This is a genomic window from Pseudomonas sp. YuFO8, assembly GCF_035065025.1.
Classification (GTDB): Bacteria; Pseudomonadota; Gammaproteobacteria; order Pseudomonadales; family Pseudomonadaceae; genus Aquipseudomonas; species Aquipseudomonas putida_AE.
Genome location: NZ_JAXDEQ010000002.1, coordinates 217,856 through 237,227 on the forward strand (window position 1 = coordinate 217,856; position 19,372 = coordinate 237,227).

General features: G+C 61.4%; 20 protein-coding genes and 1 pseudogene. 9 read left to right on the forward strand and 12 right to left on the reverse strand.

Annotation, left to right across the window (positions count from 1 at the left end; translation table 11 throughout):
* Positions 1-21: 21 nt before the first annotated feature.
* A pseudogene (locus SOP95_RS02775) lies at positions 22-189 on the forward strand (VOC family protein); the annotation flags it as partial.
* A gap of 126 nt (positions 190-315) precedes the next feature.
* Here the strand turns inward: SOP95_RS02775 and SOP95_RS02780 are convergent.
* The 6 genes from SOP95_RS02780 to SOP95_RS02805 form a co-directional block, all read right to left on the reverse strand.
* Positions 316-888: a GGDEF domain-containing protein gene (locus tag SOP95_RS02780; RefSeq protein WP_323605956.1), complete on the reverse strand. Its 573-nt coding sequence runs from the start codon at positions 886-888 to the stop codon at positions 316-318.
* 74 nt (positions 889-962) lie between these two features.
* Entirely contained in the window at positions 963-1,544 is a 582-nt protein-coding gene (locus tag SOP95_RS02785; protein WP_274077020.1) for a hypothetical protein, read from the reverse strand.
* A 13-nt stretch (positions 1,545-1,557) separates the two neighbouring features.
* On the reverse strand, positions 1,558-3,726 hold the full coding sequence (locus SOP95_RS02790; protein ID WP_323605958.1) for a xanthine dehydrogenase family protein molybdopterin-binding subunit: 2,169 nt from the start codon (positions 3,724-3,726) through the stop codon (positions 1,558-1,560).
* A gap of 5 nt (positions 3,727-3,731) precedes the next feature.
* Positions 3,732-4,187, reverse strand: coding sequence for a (2Fe-2S)-binding protein (locus SOP95_RS02795; protein ID WP_274077022.1), 456 nt, complete (start codon positions 4,185-4,187; stop codon positions 3,732-3,734).
* 516 nt (positions 4,188-4,703) lie between these two features.
* On the reverse strand, positions 4,704-5,858 hold the full coding sequence (locus SOP95_RS02800) for an NnrS family protein (protein WP_323605960.1): 1,155 nt from the start codon (positions 5,856-5,858) through the stop codon (positions 4,704-4,706).
* Positions 5,858-6,106, reverse strand: coding sequence for a transmembrane sensor/regulator PpyR (locus tag SOP95_RS02805; protein ID WP_274076355.1), 249 nt, complete (start codon positions 6,104-6,106; stop codon positions 5,858-5,860). Before SOP95_RS02805 ends, SOP95_RS02800 begins: the two co-directional genes overlap by 1 nt.
* 265 nt (positions 6,107-6,371) lie before the next feature.
* Here SOP95_RS02805 and SOP95_RS02810 point away from each other — a divergent pair, with 265 nt between their 5' ends.
* Positions 6,372-6,875: a VOC family protein gene (locus SOP95_RS02810; protein WP_274076354.1), complete on the forward strand. Its 504-nt coding sequence runs from the start codon at positions 6,372-6,374 to the stop codon at positions 6,873-6,875.
* A 33-nt stretch (positions 6,876-6,908) separates the two neighbouring features.
* The gene (locus tag SOP95_RS02815; protein WP_323605962.1) at positions 6,909-7,742 is read left to right on the forward strand and encodes an AraC family transcriptional regulator; all 834 of its coding nucleotides are present in this window, start codon (positions 6,909-6,911) and stop codon (positions 7,740-7,742) included.
* Here SOP95_RS02815 and SOP95_RS02820 read toward each other — a convergent pair whose 3' ends face one another.
* Positions 7,743-8,330: a LysE family translocator gene (locus tag SOP95_RS02820; RefSeq protein ID WP_274076352.1), complete on the reverse strand. Its 588-nt coding sequence runs from the start codon at positions 8,328-8,330 to the stop codon at positions 7,743-7,745.
* 81 nt (positions 8,331-8,411) lie between these two features.
* Complete coding sequence (locus SOP95_RS02825) at positions 8,412-9,743, reverse strand: aminotransferase-like domain-containing protein (RefSeq protein WP_323605964.1); 1,332 nt, start codon at positions 9,741-9,743, stop codon at positions 8,412-8,414.
* A gap of 87 nt (positions 9,744-9,830) precedes the next feature.
* Between SOP95_RS02825 and SOP95_RS02830 the strand changes: the two genes are divergently transcribed.
* Positions 9,831-10,727 carry a DMT family transporter gene (locus SOP95_RS02830; protein ID WP_323605966.1) on the forward strand — a complete coding sequence of 299 codons (897 nt, stop codon included), beginning with the start codon at positions 9,831-9,833 and terminating at the stop codon, positions 10,725-10,727.
* 67 nt (positions 10,728-10,794) lie between these two features.
* Here the strand turns inward: SOP95_RS02830 and SOP95_RS02835 are convergent, their stop codons facing one another.
* Positions 10,795-11,700 (reverse strand): leucine-rich repeat domain-containing protein, encoded by a 906-nt coding sequence (locus SOP95_RS02835; protein ID WP_323605968.1) that lies wholly within the window; start codon positions 11,698-11,700, stop codon positions 10,795-10,797.
* Between the two features lie 226 nt (positions 11,701-11,926).
* Between SOP95_RS02835 and SOP95_RS02840 the strand changes: the two genes are divergently transcribed.
* From SOP95_RS02840 to SOP95_RS02855, 4 genes are all read left to right on the forward strand, one after another.
* A complete protein-coding gene (locus SOP95_RS02840; RefSeq protein WP_323605970.1) occupies positions 11,927-12,547 on the forward strand; it encodes a LysE family translocator in 621 nt (206 codons plus the stop codon).
* Positions 12,548-12,576: 29 nt separating this feature from the next.
* The gene (locus SOP95_RS02845; RefSeq protein ID WP_442967715.1) at positions 12,577-13,524 is read left to right on the forward strand and encodes a Dyp-type peroxidase; all 948 of its coding nucleotides are present in this window, start codon (positions 12,577-12,579) and stop codon (positions 13,522-13,524) included.
* 176 nt (positions 13,525-13,700) lie between these two features.
* Positions 13,701-14,783 carry a bifunctional transcriptional activator/DNA repair enzyme AdaA gene (locus SOP95_RS02850; RefSeq protein ID WP_323605974.1) on the forward strand — a complete coding sequence of 361 codons (1,083 nt, stop codon included), beginning with the start codon at positions 13,701-13,703 and terminating at the stop codon, positions 14,781-14,783.
* A 39-nt stretch (positions 14,784-14,822) separates the two neighbouring features.
* A complete protein-coding gene (locus SOP95_RS02855) occupies positions 14,823-15,440 on the forward strand; it encodes a DNA-3-methyladenine glycosylase family protein (RefSeq protein ID WP_274076345.1) in 618 nt (205 codons plus the stop codon).
* A 113-nt stretch (positions 15,441-15,553) separates the two neighbouring features.
* Here the strand turns inward: SOP95_RS02855 and SOP95_RS02860 are convergent, their stop codons facing one another.
* From SOP95_RS02860 to SOP95_RS02870, 3 genes are all read right to left on the reverse strand, one after another.
* Positions 15,554-16,651 (reverse strand): extracellular solute-binding protein, encoded by a 1,098-nt coding sequence (locus tag SOP95_RS02860; protein WP_323605976.1) that lies wholly within the window; start codon positions 16,649-16,651, stop codon positions 15,554-15,556.
* A 3-nt stretch (positions 16,652-16,654) separates the two neighbouring features.
* Positions 16,655-17,764, reverse strand: a complete 1,110-nt coding sequence (aguA, locus tag SOP95_RS02865) for an agmatine deiminase (protein ID WP_323605978.1) — start codon at positions 17,762-17,764, stop codon at positions 16,655-16,657.
* A gap of 100 nt (positions 17,765-17,864) precedes the next feature.
* Positions 17,865-18,749, reverse strand: coding sequence for a LysR substrate-binding domain-containing protein (locus tag SOP95_RS02870; RefSeq protein ID WP_274076342.1), 885 nt, complete (start codon positions 18,747-18,749; stop codon positions 17,865-17,867).
* Positions 18,750-18,951: 202 nt separating this feature from the next.
* On the opposite strand from SOP95_RS02870, the gene SOP95_RS02875 reads away from it, so the two are divergent.
* Positions 18,952-19,356, forward strand: coding sequence for a PaaI family thioesterase (locus SOP95_RS02875; RefSeq protein WP_274076341.1), 405 nt, complete (start codon positions 18,952-18,954; stop codon positions 19,354-19,356).
* The last annotated feature ends 16 nt before the right edge of the window (positions 19,357-19,372 follow it).

Below are 19,372 nucleotides of genomic sequence, written 5' to 3' on the forward strand. Positions count from 1 at the left end.
CTGGGAATGTCGGAGTAGTAGGCGCTGGCCGAACGGTTGCAATCGCAGGGGACTCGTTTCGTGATTGAGCCGGGGATACGATTCAAGGGGCTGGTGGGCGAACAGGCGACGATGTTTCTGTTCGATCCCTGCAGCAATGCCCTGGAGTTCAAGGCGTTTAAGGATATTGGGCAGCTTTTTGCCAATTAGTGTTGTCTGCACGACCGCCTTCGCGAGCAAGCCCGCTCCCACATTTGACCGAGCTCCACCAGTTGAAATGCGATTAATTGTGGGAGCGGGCTTGCTCGCGAAGAGGCCCGCAAACACACCATAACTCTAGCGAGCCAGCGCCTCTTCAGCCTCTTCCAACAGCTCCTCGACCGAACCATGCAGTGCCGGGTCAAACTCGATCTGCCCAATACTGAAACGAATGTCATACCCGCGATGCGTCATGGCATTACGCTCATCGAGCATTTCTTCAAGCCGCGCCCTGATTGCGCTGACGTCTACCGAGGTGGATCCCAGGAGCAAGGCGACGAAGGAGGAACCCTCCAGCCGCCCGACCACATCGCTCTCCCGAAAGCCGATACGCAGCACGTCGGCAAAGGTCTTCAGCGCGTTGTCGCCCTCGGTGCGGCCGAACAGATAGTTGATGCGTTTGAACTCATCAAGGTTGAAGAACAGCAGCGTCGCCGGCCCCCCCAGTTGCTGGCAGGCCTCCAGGCCCAACTGAGCCAGGGCAATGAAACCGTGCCGGTTGGGCAGCAGTGTCAGCTCATCCATGCTCGCCATCTGCACGCCGATCAACTCCTGTTCGGCTTTGCGGGCCAGATCGCGCAGCAGCTCGCGCTCCTGTTGTGGCGTCCCTGCACGTACACCGGGTTTGTGCGGTTTGCCTGAGATCAGCATCACATACTCCATGGGTGGGTATGTTGTTTAGAGTCCTCGATTCCGGGTTTGACTCCCTGTCTGCGGGCCGTTGGTCAGCTTCCCGTCACCGGGCACGGCCCACCGGCGTCCGCCCAGCGCTTGAATTGAGTGACAAAAATGTCGTGGGGAACCGGCACCGGTGCGCGATTACCACCCGGATTCCAGCCCCACAGCACCAGCTTGTCCTCGCTGACATGCTTGATCAGCGCGGCGAAATCACGGTCGCCATTGCTCGCACGGTCCTTGATCATGCTGCACAACATGTCCGGGGGCAGGCCGATCCAGGCCATTTTGTGCGCCGCCGGTGGCAGGCTCCAATGCGGCGCACCCGGCGGTGCATGGGCGCCGTAACTGGCCGGCGGATTGTCTTGCGCATGGCAACTGGCGCAAGGCAGACCCGCCGCGCCTTTGCCGTCCATGCCACGCACGACGTTCATCGCGTGGGGTAGGCCGGCGTCGAACTGCAACGGCGATTCGCCGGGGATGTGGCAATTCTGGCAACGCGGGCTCTGGAAGACTTGCTGCACGGTATCGAACGCCTTCAAGGCTTCCCGGTCTTCGGCGAACAACTCTGTCGCATAGATAAACAGGCAAACCAGAAGCACCGAACCGAGCAACCAATGATGTCGCTTCATCTCACTTTTCATTTCACACCCCCGACAACTGCAGCGGCAGTTCACGCAGGCGTTGCCCGGTCAGGGCGTACACCGCGTTGGCCACCGCCGGCGCCGTGGGTGGTACACCCGTCTCGCCGATGCCACCGGGTTTCTCGCTGCTGGGCAGGATATGCACTTCGACCACCGGCATCTCGTTGAGCCGCAGCACCTGGTAATCGTGGTAGTTGGACTGCACCACCCTGCCGTCCTTGATCGTCAGTTTGCTGTGTAAGGTGAAGCCCAGGCCGAAGGCGATGCACGACTCCATTTGCGCCGCGATGCTTTGCGGATTGACCGCGATCCCGCAATCCACCGCGCACACCACCCGGTGCACACGGATCGCCAGGTTGTCCTGCGACACTTCGGCGACCTGCGCCACGTAACTGCCAAATGACTCATGCACCGCCACGCCCAGGGCATGGCCATCGGGCAGCGGCGCCTTCCAGTTGGCCTTCTCCACCGCCAGGTTCAATACGCCCAGATGCCGCGGATGCGCCTTGAGCAACGTGCGTCGATATTCCACCGGGTCCTTGCCGGCCGCTGCGGCCAGCTCGTCAATCAGCGATTCCATGACGAAGGCGGTATGGGTATGTCCCACCGAACGCAGCCACAACACGCTGATGCCGGTCTTGGGCGAATGCAGCTCCACCTGATGATTGGCCAACCCTTGCAGATAGGGACTGTCCGCCACGCCCTCCACGGACGTCTTGTCGATACCGTTCTTGACCATGGCGGCTTCGAGCGAGGTGCCGGCCATGATCGATTGCCCGACCAGCACATGCTGCCACGCCACCGGCAGGCCATCGGCACCGAGGCCGACCCGCGCCTGGTGCAGGAACGCCGAGCGGTAATAGCCGCCACGGATGTCATCCTCTCGCGCCCACACGGTTTTCACCGGCCCGCCCACGGCCTTGGCGACCTGCACCGCTTCGGCGACAAAGTCCGAAGTCGGGTTGGCTCGCCGGCCGAAACCGCCGCCGAGGAACTCGGTGTGGATTTGCACCTGCTCGGGTTTGAGCCCGGTGATCTTGCCGGCGATCATCTGGTCCAGGGTCTGGAACTGCGTACCGGTCCAGATCTCGCATTTGTCCTGGGTGATGCTCACCGTGCAGTTGAGCGGCTCCATCGGCGCATGGGCCAGGTAGGGCACGCTGTACTCGGCATCGATTGTCTTGGTCGCCTTGGCCAGTGCGGCCTGGGCATCGCCCGCTTGGCTGGCGGGCAATCCGGGGGTGGCGGCGAGCTTGCGAAACTCCTCGAGCAATTGCTCACTGTCGAGCCCGCTGTTCGGCCCCAGGTCCCACTCGACGTGCAGCGCATCGCGCCCCAGTTTCGCCGCCCAATAGTGATCGGCGATCACCGCCACGCCGGTCGGCACCTGCACCACTTTGTGCACACCGGGTATCGCCAGCGCCTCGGCGCCTTCAAAGGATTTGACGCTGCCACCGAACACCGGCGAACGAGCGACCATCGCGGTCATAAGGCCGTCGAACTGCACGTCCATGCCGAACTTGGCGCGGCCGGTGATTTTCTCCGGGGTATCCAGGCGCTTGGTAGGTTTGCCAATGATCTTCCAGTCCTTGGCCTCCTTGAGCTTGATCGACGCCGGGTCCGGCACCGGCAACTTGCCGGCGTCATCGGCCAGTTCGCCATAGGTGGCCTGCTGGTCGCCGGCAAACACCACGCCCGACTCGGTGCGTATCGCCGAGGGTGCGACGTTGAAACGCTTGGCCGCGGCCTCGACCAGCAGCAACCGCGCCGCCGCACCGGCCTGGCGATAACGGTCGAACTCCATCCAGGTCGAGGTCGAGCCGCCGGTGATCTGCATGCCGCCGAACCCGGCAAGTCCATAGTCGGCGGCTGAAGCCGGTGAGTGTTCGACGCGGATTTTCGACCAATCGGCGTCCAGTTCTTCGGCAATCAACATGGTCAGCCCGGTCCATATGCCCTGGCCCATTTCCGAATGGCCGAGCAACACGGTGACGCTATTGTCATTGCCGATGCGCAGGAAGGCATTGGGGGCGAACACATTGCCCTGGTTTTCCGCGCCCAGGGCAAAGCGATGGGCCCCGGGGATGACAAACGCCACCACCAGCCCGCCGCCCAGCACGGCACTGCCCTTGAGAAAGCCACGACGCGACAGTGGATCGATACTGTTCATGGCCATCAAGCCAGTTGCGCCGCGCGCTTGACCGCGGCGCGGATTCTTGGATAGGTGCCGCAACGACAGATGTTGCCCGACAGCGCCTGGTCGATATCGCTGTCGGTCGGTTGCGGGATCTTTGCCAGCAAGGCCGCGGCCGACATGATCTGCCCGGACTGGCAGTAACCGCACTGCACCACATCGAGTTCGGCCCAGGCCAGTTGCACCGGGTGCGAACCGTCGGTGGACAGGCCTTCGATGGTGAGGATTTTCTGTCCATGGGCCACGGCCGTGGCGGGTGTGATGCAAGAGCGCAAAGGCGTGCCGTCGATGTGCACGGTGCAGGCGCCGCACTGGGCCATGCCGCAGCCGAACTTGGTGCCGGTCAGGTGCGCGACGTCGCGCAGAACCCAGAGCAGCGGCATGTCCGCGGGGACATCCAGCTCCTGATCCTTGCCATTGATATTCAGGGTCAGCATTGCGCAGGTCCTCAGACTCACGGTGTTCTGAAGGTGGCGTCGCTTTGGCGATCAACAACCTACGCGCGCCTTTGGGTTATCCCTTCAGCTAAGCGCAAATTGCCGGGCAGGCCGGGGTGTATCGACCACCGGTCACAAAACCCGCCCGAATTGCCGATGAAGCCGTCCATCTCTCAAGGCCGCCCCCGATCCACTGTAGGAGCTGGCTTGCCAGCGATGGCGCCCTCACAACCGCCCCGTATCTCACGGCCGTACCCGATCTACTGTGGGAGCCAGCCTGCTGGCGATGGCGGCCTGACAGCCGACCTATTATTTGTTGACCGAGTACATATCCATTCCTGCGGTAACGGCCACTTATGGTTTCGCCCTTACGGCGAGTCACTTGGAAAAACGGAACGCCGCCCGGCCTCAAGTAACCAAGGGCTCTTGCCCCTGACGTTCGGTGCCTCGCTAAGGCTCGGCATGCCCTCGCTCCGGTCCTGCTCCGTGGGCCCGCCGCGATGGGGCCGCGGGCTCCTACACCCGGGGCCTTAGCCAAATTGAGGTGTAGCCCACCAGAAACAACCCAAACGCAACACACCAAAACAACGCCGAAACCCCCAACCCCAACCCGGATAACGGCACTAGCAACACCCGCACCACCCCTGCGATCAACATCAGGACAAACCCCGCAACGATGGCTTTCGAAGGCCGCAGCGCCCGCCCGGTGTGCCCCAGGCTGACCCGGGCGATCATCGCCAGAATCAACCCGCCAATGCCACCCACCGCCAGCGCATGGGTGGCCAGGCTCTGTTGCGGCATCAGGCCGGCGTGCCACAGCGCCATGGCAAACACCGCCACCACCAGCCAGGCATACGACAGATACAGCGACCACAGCAGGGGCACGCGCCAGATACCGCGGTCATGCCAGCGCCACAGGCGCAGCAGATGCAGACTGCCGATCAAAACAAACAACGCCGCCAGCCAGGGTATGGGCAGGTCATTCAAACCGAGGGCAAATGTCAGCGCGGCCAGCAACCCGCTCACCAGCAGTACCCTGGTGGGTAATGGATTGGCCGCAGGCGGTGCTGGACGATTCAAGCCGCGCTGAATGAAGAACGGGATCACCCGCCCGCCAATCACGCTCATCAGCGCGCCGACCAGCCACAAGGCCGCCAGTACGCCCCGCCGCTGCAAACCCGTATCATCGGCCCAGAGCCCCCACAACGTCATGGCCTGGCAGCCGGCCAGCAAAGTGATCATCAGCAATATCGGATAGTTATCGCGCTTGCCCGCGGCCACCAGGTCGCGCCCCAACACCCAGGCCAGCAATGGCAAAAAGGGCAGTTGCACAAGCAGCAACCCTGCGGGAGCAATCGGCAGCAACCAGGCCATTCGTGCAACCAGCCAGACCAGCACCAACCCGATCAATGGCCAACCCTTGAGCCCCGGGCGACCGGTCCAGTTCGGCACCGCCGTCAGCAGGAATCCGGTGATGATGGCCACGGCGAATCCGAAAGGCATCTCGTGCCGATGCCAGGCGAGCATACCGCCCAGCGGTTGTGCGCCGGGCAAGCGGCCGTACAACCACAGGGCCCAGATTGCCACTGCCAGTGCGGCGAACGCGGCACCTGCCAGAAAGAACGGGCGAAATCCAAGACTGAAGACGGGAGCAGCGGCCAGTTTGCGCATCAGGCCAGCGCCACGCGCTGAGGTTTGCTCAACCGGTGCTGGGCCAGCAGGCGCATGACGTAGCCGATTTTCAGCAGGGTCGGTCCGATGATGGTCATGGCGTGCAACGCCACCAGCGCCACGATCGACAGATGGCCGGCATACAGGTAAGCGCCGTAGATGCCTGCCAGCAACATGGCCAGGCCGACGCCAAGTACGCGGCTGGAAAGGTGCAGGACGTTCTGAGCATTGCTGAAGAAATGGAACATTTTCCGTACTCCTGAAGCAGTTCAGTTGTACGTTTCATCCATCAAGTCTCGTGCCAGATATTTAGCCCTTACAAATCAGGTATCTGAGGTCGTAGGTGTCATAACGACTCGCGCTGAAAATAGTCTTAATGACACAAGGCTTGGTCATTAAGACTCCACTTTGTAGAAAATCCTTACACACCCGGCGATCTACGGCTCGGCCAGACCGCCGCAGGCTAGCTACGCTGATAGTCCAGCATGCAAAAACCTGCCAAGGAGACCCGCCATGCTACACATGCAAAAACTCACACCCTGCCTGTGGTTCGATGGTCAGGCCGAAGAGGCCGCGAAGTTCTACTGTGCGATCTTCGATCACTCGAAAATCACCGCCATCACTCACTACGGCGAGGCCGGAAAGGAATTCCATGGCCGGGAAGTCGGCTCGGTCATGACGGTCAGTTTCGAACTCGACGGGCAGACGTTCACCGGGCTCAACGGTGGCCCGAACTTCATCTTCAACGAAGCGATCTCGTTCCAGGTCAACTGCCAGACCCAGGAGGAAGTCGACCACTTCTGGGGACGCCTGTCCGCCGGCGGGCCTGTCGAGGCACAGCAATGCGGCTGGCTCAAGGACAAATTCGGCGTGTCCTGGCAGATCGTCCCGGTGGCGATGATGGAGATGATCAAGGACCCCGACACGGTAAAATCCCAACGCGCCATGCTGGCGATGATGCACATGAAAAAACTCGATATCGCCGAGCTGCAACGAGCCTTCAACGGCGAGAACTAATACACTGTGGCGCTGATCTGCCTAGGATTGACCATGAAGCCCGCAACACCCAGGGACACCGACAAGGCCCCGCGCTTCTGGCGCGATGATGCCCTGCCCTTCATCGAAGCCCGCTCCATCGCCGACGGGCGTGAGGTCTGTTACACCCGGCATGCCCACGAGCACTTTTCCATCGGTGCGATCACCGCCGGGCGCAGTACCTATGTCCATGAGCAATCGAACTCCGAGGTTTGTGCCGGCACCGTGGTGCTGATGAACCCCGGTGATGTGCATGCCTGCAATCCGATCGACGATCAGCCCTGGTCGTACCTGATGCTGTATGTCGACAGCCCATGGCTCACCGACTTGCAGCATCAGTTGGGCTTCAGCAACGATCTGGCGTTTCGCCGGTTCGCGGTCACCCATACCGCAGACCCTGGCCTCTTCATGGGTTTGCAGGCTTTGTATCAGGTGCTGGTCGACGAGCAGCAAGACGTGATGTGTAAACACAGCGCAGCGGTGGAGTTTTTCACCGAGGTGCAGCTACACCTGAACCCGACCGAACAACCGCTGCGCGAGCCCAACTTCAAGCTTGAGCGCGCCGCCGACTTCATCCGCGAGCACTGCACGCAGATGCTCAAGCTCGAAGACATCTGCCAGGCGGCGCAATTGTCGCCGTCCTACCTGATCCGCGCCTTCAAGCAGCATTACGGCATGACACCCCACGCCTTCCTGGTCAACCGCCGCATCCAGTTCGCCCGGGATCAACTGCGCAATGGCAAGCTGATCGCCGACGTGGCGCTGGAAGCAGGGTTTGCCGATCAGGCGCATTTCCAACGGGCGTTCAAGCAGCATCTGGCGGCAACGCCAGGGCAGTATCGCGGTTGATTAAGGCACCAACAGATACACCGCACTCACCGCCAACAACAACGCCATGCCCCGATTGAACAAGCGCATGCCCGCCGGATTGTTCAGGTAGCCGCGCAAAAACGTCCCGGCGTAGGCCCAGCAACCGACCGACAGGTAGCATATCACCAGGTACACCGCCGCGAACTGCCACACCAGGCGGGCTTCGCCATCGGCGACGAACGCGCCCATGCCGGCCACGCAGGCCAGCCAGGCTTTCGGGTTGAGCCATTGCATGACCGCGCCGTACAGCATCGACGGCGCCCGGTTCGAATCCTTTGCCTGCAGTTGCCCGTCGTCGGCGGCCAGCTTGAACGCCATGTACAACAGGAACGCCACCCCGGCCCACTGGACCACCTGGGTCATTGCCGGCCACAGCAGCAACAGCTCATGCAACCCCAACCCCATCAGCACCAGCAGCAACACGAAGCCCAGCGTCGCCCCGGCCACATGGCGCTGACTGGCACGAAAGCCGAAGCGCGCCCCCGAACCCAGGGCCACGATATTCACCGGCCCCGGCGTGATGGAAGCGGCCAACGCAAACGCCGCCATGGACATGATCAAACTCATTTGCACACCTGCTCAGTCAGTTGAACCAGGCGTCAATGTAAGGAGCCCTTTGCTGCGCGTATTGAAGAAAACTGCCTTGGGCTATGAGTAATAGTCGACCACCTTCTTCACCTTCACCAACGCCTGGCGCAGCGCGACCATGTCCACCGAGCCCAGCGCCAGACGTATCGCGTGGGGGACATGAGGGGTAATCGCAAAGGGTTCGGCGGGCGACACCGACACCTGCTCGCGCATCAACGCCATGGCGATCTGGTCGGCCCGGGCGTCCTCGGCCAAGGGCAGCCAGATGAAATACGAAGACGGATGGCTGATGGTCCTGAGCCCCGCCAGCACCTCACGGGCCAAGGCTTGCCGGGCTTGTGCGTCCGCACGCTTTTGCGCCTCGAGTTTGCTGACAGTGCCGTCGTCGAGCCAGGCCGTGGCAATGGCCGTCATCACCCCGGGGGTGTTCCAGGTGGTCGCCATGATGGTGCGTTCAAATCCGGCAATCCATTGCGCCGGCGCGGCGACAAAACCGACGCGCAACCCGGTGGCGACATTCTTCGATAAACCGCTGACGTACACCGTTCTTTCCGGCGCCATTGCAGCCAGGGGTGGCGGGACGTCTTCGGCGAGGAAAGCGTAGGCCGCGTCCTCGATGATCGTCAGGTCATGCCGGCGTGCGATCGCCACCAGATGCTCGCGCTGATCGGCGTCCAGCACCCAGCCCAACGGATTGTGCAAGGTCGGCATCGAGTAGACGGCCCGCACCGGGCGAAGCCGGCACAGTTTGTCCAGGGCAGGCAAATCAGGCCCCTTGTCCGTGACGGGAATGGGCAGGACTTCAAGATGCAGGGTTTCGGCCAATGTCTTGAAGCCCGGATAGGTCAAGGCGTCCGCGGCTATCACATCGCCGGGCTTGAGCAGGGTCATCATCGCCACCGTCAGGCCATGCTGGGCGCCACTGACGATCAGCACCTGTTCGGCCGCTACGTTCAGGCCGCGTTCGCGCAGATGACGAGCGAACGCCGCCCGCTCATGCATGCGCCCCGCGTGGGGCTGGTAACGCAGCAGGGCCTCCAGGTCACCGGACAGCGCGAGTTGGCGCAGGGCATTACGCAACAGATCGGCCTGACCGGGCAAAGACGGGTAGTTGAAGTTGAGGTCGATCATCCCTGCCGCCACCACCGACTGGGAAATGCCCTGCCCCGGCGGCAATGAGGTCTCCCGGACAAAGGTCCCGCGCCCGGTTTCGCCGCTGACCAGGCCCATGCTCTCGAGCTCGGCATAGACCCGGCTGGCCGTGACCAAGGCCAAGCCGTGCTCAGCAGCCAACTGGCGGTGAGTCGGCAGACGCGTACCGGGCGGCAAACGCCCGGCGCGGATCTCGGCGGCATATGCATCCACCAGGGTTTTGTAGCGGGAACGAGGCATGTCGAGATGTATCCATGACAATTTTTTGATTGTACCGATAGTCAATCATACGATGGCTTTCGTGCAACCCGACAATGAGTGAGCCAAATGGAACGGACTTCAAACGTGCAAAACCCGGTGCTGGAAAGCAGTGCCCGCGGATGGATCAATGGCCTGATCGGCGTGGTGATTTTCAGTGGCTCGCTGCCTGCGACGCGGGTGGCGGTGCTGGAATTCGACCCGGTGTTCCTGACGGTGGCCCGCGCCACCCTTGCAGCCATCCTGGCCCTGTGCCTGCTGTTGCTGTTCAAGGAAAAACGCCCCGCGCGCAATCAGCTTGTGCCCTTGTTGATCGTGGCACTCGGCGTGGTGGTGGGGTTTCCGCTGTTGACCGCGCTGGCGCTGCAATACGTTACTTCCGCGCATTCCATCGTCTTCGTCGGCCTGCTGCCACTGGCGACCGCGGTGTTCGGTGTCCTGCGCGGTGGCGAGCGCCCACGGCCGGTGTTCTGGTGCTTCTCGGTGCTGGGCAGCCTGCTGGTGGTCGGATTCGCCGTCGCCCAGGGCCTGACGGCGTCGCCCCAGGGTGACATCCTGATGCTGCTGGCGATCCTGGCCTGCGGGCTCGGTTATGCCGAAGGCGCGAAGTTGTCCCGCACACTGGGCGGCTGGCAAGTGATTTGCTGGGCGCTGGTACTGGCACTGCCGGTCATGGCTGCATTGACCTTGTGGCGGCTGCCCGCAACCTTTGCCAGCATCAGTACACCAGCTTGGGTCAGCCTGGCCTACGTGTCCCTTTTCAGCATGCTGATCGGGTTTGTGTTCTGGTATCGCGGGCTGGCGCAGGGAGGAATTGCGGCCGTGGGGCAACTGCAACTGCTGCAGCCGTTTTTTGGTTTGGCGCTGGCGGCGACTTTGCTGCATGAGCAGGTCAGCATTGGCATGCTGGCGGTCACTGTGGCGGTGATTCTTTGTGTGGCGGGTGCGAAGAAATTCGCGAAGTAGTTTATCGGCTCGCAACAAATTTCCCCGCTTAACCCGCTTGTTTAACAGGCTGAAAAAGCGTGGGCCGTTACGCGGTCACCGTGTAGCGATAACCCACACTGGTCAGCCGCCCATGAAAAGCCAGCGTCGCCTCCGAGGTGCCAAGGGTGTTGGTCGGCAAATGTACATAGCGCAGGTTTTGATCCAGATACGCACCTGGACTGCCAATGATTTCAACACCGCCCGGTTCATACAGGTAGTCACCTGGCGTCAGGGCCTGCTCAAATATTTTCTGCAACCTGATGGGCAACGAACTGTTTTGCCTCACATTGCCCAGCTCAAAAACACCCAAGGCTTGATTGCGGGCATTGATGCTGGTGGTCGAAGGCATGACATTCAAGACGGTCATGTCTTCAAACCCGTTGCTTTGAACCAACATGAATTTGAGGGCGATCAGCCTGGAAAGGGAATCGGGTAATTTTCCGCAGAGGTTATTGTTATTACCCACGTCAAAGCGTTCCAGTTTTGTCAGGTTGCCGATTGACTCCGGGATACCGCCTCTGAGAATGCCCCGCGGTAACTGAGAACTCAGATTCAGGCTGGTCAGGTTGTGGAGATTGCCGATCCAGTCCGGAATTGATTTGATTGAGTTATTGCCGAAATGCGCCGACGTCAACTTTGCTAACGTCCCAAACTCTTCAGGAAGGCGAGTGATCAATTGATTTTCTATCATCAGGTCCTGCAAATTGCGCAGATGTCCAATGCCTTGCAGGCTGGTGATTCTTCTCGGCTGCCCGCTCAACACCCGTAACACCGTCACTTTATCCAGCATGTCCTGCGTCACCGTGTCTTCGATCGTCACCGGCGTGTTCGTGGCTGCCGAGATATGCTCGGCCGCCACTTGTGCAAATGCAATATCGTCAAAAAGCGTCTTGATCGGCGCCGGGATTGTCACCGCGGCAAAAGTTTTTACAGTTGCAGTATTCGAAGTCATATCGGTCACTTGGCCATTGAGTAAGGACTCCTTTTTAACGCATCGCCGAAATGCTTTTAACTGTCACAACTGTCAGGTAGCTAGACCCGTTTGGAATAATCGGGAGTGCCTGGCGGCAAATAGTTACTGCCCCCCTTGATTGTACGGTGCCTGCGGTTCACGACTGTACGGGGCAAGCCGCACGGCACCTGTGGTAAAAATATCGCTCTCGCTACTGGAGCCGATAATGGACCTCGCCACCCTCTCCCTCTTTCTCCCGGCCTGCTTCGCCCTGAATATGGCGCCAGGCCCGAACAACCTGCTGTCGGTCAGCAACTCGACCCGCTATGGCTACCGCACCGCGTGCCTGGCCGGCATCGGCCGCTTGCTGGCGTTCGCCGCAATGATCGCCCTCGCCTCGGCCGGTCTGGCGGTGGTGCTGCAAACCTCGGAATTGCTGTTCTACGGGATCAAGATTCTCGGTGCGGCGTACCTGTTTTATCTCGCCTGGCAATTGTGGCGGGCCAACCCCGGCGCAGAAACCTCCGTAACCACCCCGCCGGCGGGCATGCTGGCGTTGGCCCGGCAGGAGTTTCTGGTGGCGGCCGGCAACCCCAAGGCGATCCTGATCTTCACCGCGTTCCTGCCGCAATTCGTCGATCCGACCCGCGCGATCACGCCACAATTCGCCGTGCTGGGAGCACTGTTCCTGATCCTGGAATGGATCGCCATCGGCGCCTACGCTTACATGGGCCTGCACATGCGCCGCTGGTTTGCCAAGCCGTCGGGCAAGCAGCTGTTCAATCGCTGCTGCGCGGGTTTGTTGTCGGCGGCGGCTTCAGTGTTGCTGATGGCGCGTCGGGCCTGAATCAACTACCGCTCATGGGGCGCATGCCAATGGATCAATCTACGCCGGACGCTCAGGCCATCTGCAGCCCCATCACCCGCAGCGCGATCTTCATCGTCGCCACCCTGGTTCCCGGCAGTGAAGCCGCGAGCAAAGTGCGGGGCTGGTGTGCAGACGTCGCAGCCCTCACGCGCTCTGTTGGCAAACGCGTTCCCGCCGGGAACCTGTCGTGCATCTGTGGCTTCGGCTCCACCGCTTGGGACACCTTGTTTGGCCACCCGCGCCCCGCCGCGCTGCACAGCTTCCGCGAATTCGGGCCGGAGGAACGTCGCGCCATTTCCACCCCTGGCGACCTCCTGCTGCACATCCGCGCTGAACATATGGACTTGTGCTTCGAACTGGCGACGCAACTGCTCTCGGCGCTTGACGGTGCGGTTGCGGTCGTCGATGAAGTCCAGGGTTTCCGCTACTTCGACATGCGCAGCATCATCGGTTTTGTCGATGGCACCGAAAACCCCATCGGGCGCAAGGCTGTCGGCTTCACGATTGTCGGCGATGAAGACCCGTCGTTCAGCGGCGGCAGCTATGTGCTGGTGCAGAAGTACCTGCACAAGATGAATGCCTGGAACGCGTTATCCGTCGAGGCGCAGGAGGGCATTATCGGGCGCACCAAACTGTCGGATATCGAACTCGACGACTCGATCAAACCGGACAATTCCCACAGCGCCCTGACGACCATCACCAACGATGGCGAAGAAGTGAAGATCCTGCGCGACAACATGCCGTTTGGCCGGCCCGGTGCGGGAGAATTCGGCACCTATTTCATCGGCTATGCGCGCTCGCCCGATCCGCTGGAACAGATGCTTGAGAACATGTTTGTCGGCAAGCCTGCGGGTAATTACGACCGCTTGCTGGATTTCAGCACCGCTGTCACTGGCGGCTTGTTTTTCACGCCCTCGGCGGATCTGCTGGAAGAACTGGCGGATCGCGAACCCTGAGACTGAAAAGGTTACCCTTGTAGGAGCTGCCGAAGGCTGCGATCTTTTGATCTTTTTTTTCAAGATCAAGATCAAAAGATCGCAGCCTTCGGCAGCTCCTACAGGTCATTGCAAAACCGGAATTCTCTGTTCATTTTCCGGTGGAGACTGTCCCTGCCCCGTTCTATGCTTCGCCCATGAACCTACCACACACGCTGCTTCCGCCCCACGCAGAGATGGTCCGCGCCATGCTCGAACGAGACACCACCTACGAAGGGGTGTTTTTTACTGCGGTCAAGACCACCAGGATCTTCTGCCGCCCCGGTTGCACCGCGCGCAGCCCGAAACCGGAGAACGTCGAGTTCTTCGCTCACGCCGACGAGTGCCTGGCGGCGGGCTACCGAGCCTGCCTGCGATGCAAACCCATGGACGCCGCCGCGATTGCGCCGGACTGGGTGCAGAAGCTGCTTAAATCGGTAGAGCTTGATCCGGACATTCGCTGGACCGACGCCCAATTGCAGGCCGAAGGCATCGAAGCGCTGAAATTGCGGCGCTGGTTCAAGCAGCATTTCGGCATGACTTTCCACGCTTGGCTGCGCACCCGCCGCCTGGGCATGGCATTGGGCGGCATCAAGCAGGGCGACTCGATTGACAGTGCGGCGTTTGACTCAGGCTACGAATCCTTGAGCGGCTTTCGCGATGCGTTTCAAAAGTCCTTCCACATCACCCCGGGACGCGCCGCCAACAGTGAGCCGCTGCTGTTCACCCGGTTGACGACGCCGCTGGGGCCGATGATCGCCATGGCCGAGCGCCGTGGGCTGGTGCTCCTGGAATTTCTCGACCAGCCTTCGCTGACCCGCGAAGTGCAAAGCCTGCAAAGTCGCCATGGTTATGCCGTGGCGCCGGGACACAACGGGCATTTGCAGCAAGTCGAAGAGCAACTGGCCGAGTATTTCGCCGGCGAGCGTACTGAATTCAGCGTGCCCCTGCACATGCCCGGCAGCGAGTTCTCCCGCCAGGTATGGGCCGAGCTGGCCCACATCCCCTACGGCCACACCACCACCTACGGCGCAATTGCCGCCACCCTGGGCAAACCCGGCGCCAGCCGCGCCGTCGGCCTGGCCAACGGTCACAACCGACTTTCGATCATCGTGCCCTGCCATCGGGTGATCGGCGCCGATGGCTCGCTGACCGGCTACGCTGGAGGCCAGCCGCGCAAGGCGTTCCTGCTCAGGCTGGAAAAGGCCGCGGTGCAGATCACCGAGCAATTGGCCTTCTGATCACAGGCTGCGTTCGCCCAGCCCCGCCAAGGATGCTTCATGCCTGACCCCTACCGCCTGGCCAGCCAATGGCTGGCAAATCTGGATGATGACTGGCGTCGGCACATCGACGCTGTCGGCCCGTGCCTGCATCAACCCCACGCCGCCCGCGATCCCTATGAGTCGCTGGTGCGGGCGATTGCCTACCAGCAACTGCACGCCAGGGCCGGGGATGCGATTGTCGGTCGATTGCTGGCGCTGTACCCCTCGGTGGCGTTTCCGCGGCCTGAGCAGATCGTGGCGACAGATTTTGATCGACTGCGCAGTTGCGGCTTTTCCGCCAGCAAGATTGCGACCATCCAGGGCATCGCCCAGGCGGCGCTCGATGGCGTAGTACCGGATTACGCCACAGCGCTGGCCATGGACGATGAAGCGCTGATCGAGCGCCTGGTCACCCTGCGCGGCGTGGGTCGCTGGACCGTGGAAATGCTGCTGATCTATAGCCTGGAACGGCCGGACATTTTGCCAGCCGATGACTTTGGCGTGCGCGAGGGCTATCGACGGCTCAAGGGGCTTGAGGTGCAGCCGACGCGCAAGCAGATGATCGAAATCGGCTTGGCGTGGAGTCCGTATCGGACTGTGGCTGCCTGGTATTTGTGGCGCGTGCCTAACAGGTAGACCGCGTTATCGTTCATCGCCAGCAGGCTAGCTCCCACAGTGTACCGCCTAACCTGTGGGAGCTAGCCTGCTGGCGATGACGGCATTCCAGGCGACACATCACCCGACGCCAATCACAACCCTGATTTCAACCGTGTAAACGCCCGGATCAACGCCTTGTTGAACGCCTTGCCATTGTCATTCTTGCTGTACAACGAAGCCCGCACCGCCTGCGCCGGATAGGTCCCCGGATCATTGCGAATCGCCGGGTCGATCAAGGTGTCCGCCGCCGTGATCGCATTGGCGTAGTGGATGGTGTCGGTGATCGGCGCGATCACTTCAGGTGTCATCAGGTAATCCATCAAGGCCAGCCCTGCCTCGGGGTGCGGGGCGTCCTTGGGGATGACCATGGCATCGAACCAGATCAGCGTACCCTCCCTGGGTATCCGGTACTGCAACGAAAACGGTTTGCTAGCCGCTTGCGCCTGCCCCGCCGCAATGGCCACGTTGCCATTCCACGACATCGCCACACAGGTATTGCCGTTCGCCAGGTCGCTGATGTTCAGGTCATTGTCGAAGTAGCGAATGTACGGGCGGATCTTCGCCAGTTGCTGCTCGGCCAGTTTCAGGTCATCGAGGCTCTGGCGGTTGATGTCCAGGCCCATGTACTTCATCACGGCAGCGAACACTTCATTGGGATCGTTGAGCAGGCTGACCCCGCAATCGGCGAATTTTGAGACCACCTCCGGATCGAACAGCATGGCCCAGCTGTCCGTTGGCGCATCGGCCAGGCGCTGCTTCACCGCCTCTTCCTGATATCCCACGCCAGTGGTGCCCCAGGCGTAGATTCCGGCATAACGGTTGCCCGGATCGAACACCGCCATGTGCTGGCGGAACTCTTCGCCGACTCCGGCGAAGTGCGGTATCTGCTGCTTGTCCAGGGTCTGGATGGCACCGCTCTGGATCGCCCGGGACAGATGCTGTCCCGCCGTCAACACCAGGTCATATCCGCTGCGACCGGTGAGCAATTTGGTCTCGACGGTTTCCAGGGAGTCGAAGTGATCGGCGACGACATGGATACCGGTTTTTTTCTCGAAGTTGGTCAGCGTGTCCGGGGCCAGGTACTCGCCCCAGATGTACAGGTTTACCACCGGTTTGGCGGTGTCGGCGGCCTGCACACACAGGGGGGCAAGCACCAGCATTAACGCTTGGGTCAGTTTGTGCAGGCGCATTTTTTAAACTCCTTTGCCGGCGTACTGCGGCATGGTGATGCAGGCGACGTTGCCGCCACCGAGAAGAATTTCCCGGGAGTTTTCGATGCCGACGATCTTGTGCCGGGGGAACAGTTCGGCCAGGGTCGCCAGCGCGACCTGATCATTGCGGTCGCCAAACAGCGGTACCACGATCGAGGTGTTACCGGCGTAGTAATTGATATAGGAGGCGCATATTTTCGTACCCGCCTGACGGGTATGGGTGCTGTCCTGCTGATCCAGGCCCTCGGCCTCCTCCAGGGTCCACTCCAGCACGTCCGGTTGCGGCAGCTTGTGCACGATCAACTCGCGACCACGACTGTCGCGGGTACTGCGCAGGATGTCGTAGGCCTCCTGGTAGATTTCCCACTGCGGGTCGTCGCGATTGTCGGTCCATTGCAGCACCACTTCACCGGGGCGCACGAAGCACGCCAGATCGTCGACGTGGCCGTCGGTTTCGTCAAACTTGCACCCCCGTGGCAGCCAGATGACCTGTTCGGCGCCGAGGTAATCGGTCAAGCGGCGAGTGACTTCGTCCTTGCCCAGGTGCTGGTTGCGATTACGGTTGAGCAGGCATTGCTCGGTAGTGAGGATGCTGCCCTGGCCGTCGCTCTGGATGCCGCCCAGTTCGGCAATCAACGGTGCGCGGTAGCGATCGAAGCGTTCGATTTCGAGGATTTTGCTGGCGATCTGGTCGTCCTTGTCCCAGGGGTAGTACAAGCCGCCGTCGAGGCCGCCGTAGGCGTTGAACTCGAAGTCGACGCCGCGCACTTCGCCGCTCTGGTCATTGACCACAAAGCACGGCCCGCTGTCACGGAACCAGGTGTCGTTGCAGGTCATTTCCACCACCCGTACCTGCGGCGGCAATTGTCGGCGGGCGGTGGCGAATTGCGCGGCCGAGGCGCAGACGGTGACCGGTTCACTCTGGGCGATGGCGCTGACGATCTGCACCCAGACTTTCTGTGCCGGCTTGGCACCATTGCGCCAGACATCGGTGCGCTCCGGCCAGCCGAGCCAGCAGCCGGACTTGGCTTCGAATTCTCCGGGCAAACGGAAGCCGTCGGATTTAGGCGTGGAATCGAGCAAACGAGCCATGGGCAAACCTCATCAGTGAGCATTGGAATGACCACAGGCTAAGGTGGCTGGCCCTCTGCTCGCCAACGATGATTATTTCGGAATACTTGAATTCAACTCATCAATCAACCAGTTGATCGTTGAACCATTCCAGCATCTGCGTAACCGCTGGCCGCTCCAGGCGCACGCGCTCACACACCAGCGCGTATTGACCCAGGGCGGTCATGCTTGAGGTGAAAGGACGGACCAGGCGACCGCTGAGCAGATCTTCCTGGGCCGTCAGGTTATCGCCCATGGCCACGCCCTGCCCTTGGGCCGCGGCTTCCAGAGCCAAGCCGGCGTGGGCGAAGTACAGTTGCCGTTCGGGGCGCTGATCACCGGCATGGCTGGTGAGCCAGGCGGTCCAGGTCTTGCCGTCCTGATCGTCGTGCAGCAGGCAGTGGCGCGCCAGGTCCCTGGGGTTTTTCAGGGTGCCCTGGTTGAACAGCCCGGGACTGCACACCGGGAAAAACTGCAACGCCGGCAAGGGCCGGACGAAATAGGCACTGCTGTCCACGGGACCCGTGCCATAGGTGATCGCCAGGTCGATGTCCTCGCCCGGCGCCGTGGCGTCGATCGGTTGCTCGTAGAGGTGCAAGGTGATGTGCGGATACCGCGCGTAAAAATCCGTGAGACGACTCATCAACCACTTCTGCGCGAGTTCAGCGGTGACCGCCAGGCGCAAGACTGCCAGGGACGATGGATCGCGTAGCTCGTCGCAGGCATCGCCGATCAGCTCGAAGGCTTGCTGCAGGCTTTGCATCAGCCGTCCAGCGGCCATGGTCGGGCGAATCTGCCGGCCTTCACGGACGAACAGCGACACACCGAGTTGTTCTTCCAATTGGCGGATCTGGTGGCTGACGGCGCTGTCGGTGACGCACAGCTCCGCCGCCGCCCGGCCGAAATGGGCGTGGCGGGCGGCGCATTCGAAGGTTCGCAGGGCTGCCAGGGAGGGTAGACGTCGCATGAGGGTCTTGTCCGGGTTCGAGGCGTCCATGCTGACCCGGTGGATCGTGGGCGTCCAGTGAGTCCGCGTTATCGTTCATCGCCAGCAAGCCGGCTCCTACAGGCCATTCACCGCTCACCCAACTGCCCATCACCCAGGCTAATGGTCGATGACGCCCCCGGAGTTGAGGCGCATGGTCAATCCTCAATCGGAGGGATTCGCGATGCTCAACACACTCAAACAGATCAATTCAACCTCAGCTTTCAACCGCTGGGCCGGCTTCGAGGTCACCCGCGCCGAATCGGGCGAAGCCGAAATCACCCTGGCTTTTCGCGAAACTGACATGGCGCAGTATGCAGGTTTCCTGCATGCCGGGCTGATCGGCGCATTGCTCGATACGGCCTGTGGCTTTGCCGCTGGAACGGTGGCCGGGAACGTATTGGCATCGCACTTTTCAGTCAACTGCCTGGCGCCCGCGGTCGGTGAAGTGTTCATTGCCCGGGGTCGCGTGGTGAAGGCTGGCAAGAAGCAGGTATTCGCCCATGCCGAGTTGTTCGCGCAAACCGGCGATCAACTGAAACTGGTGGCGACCGGTGACGCGATTCTGGTGCCTGTCGAGGAGCGCTGAGGGTCTAGGCTGTCTT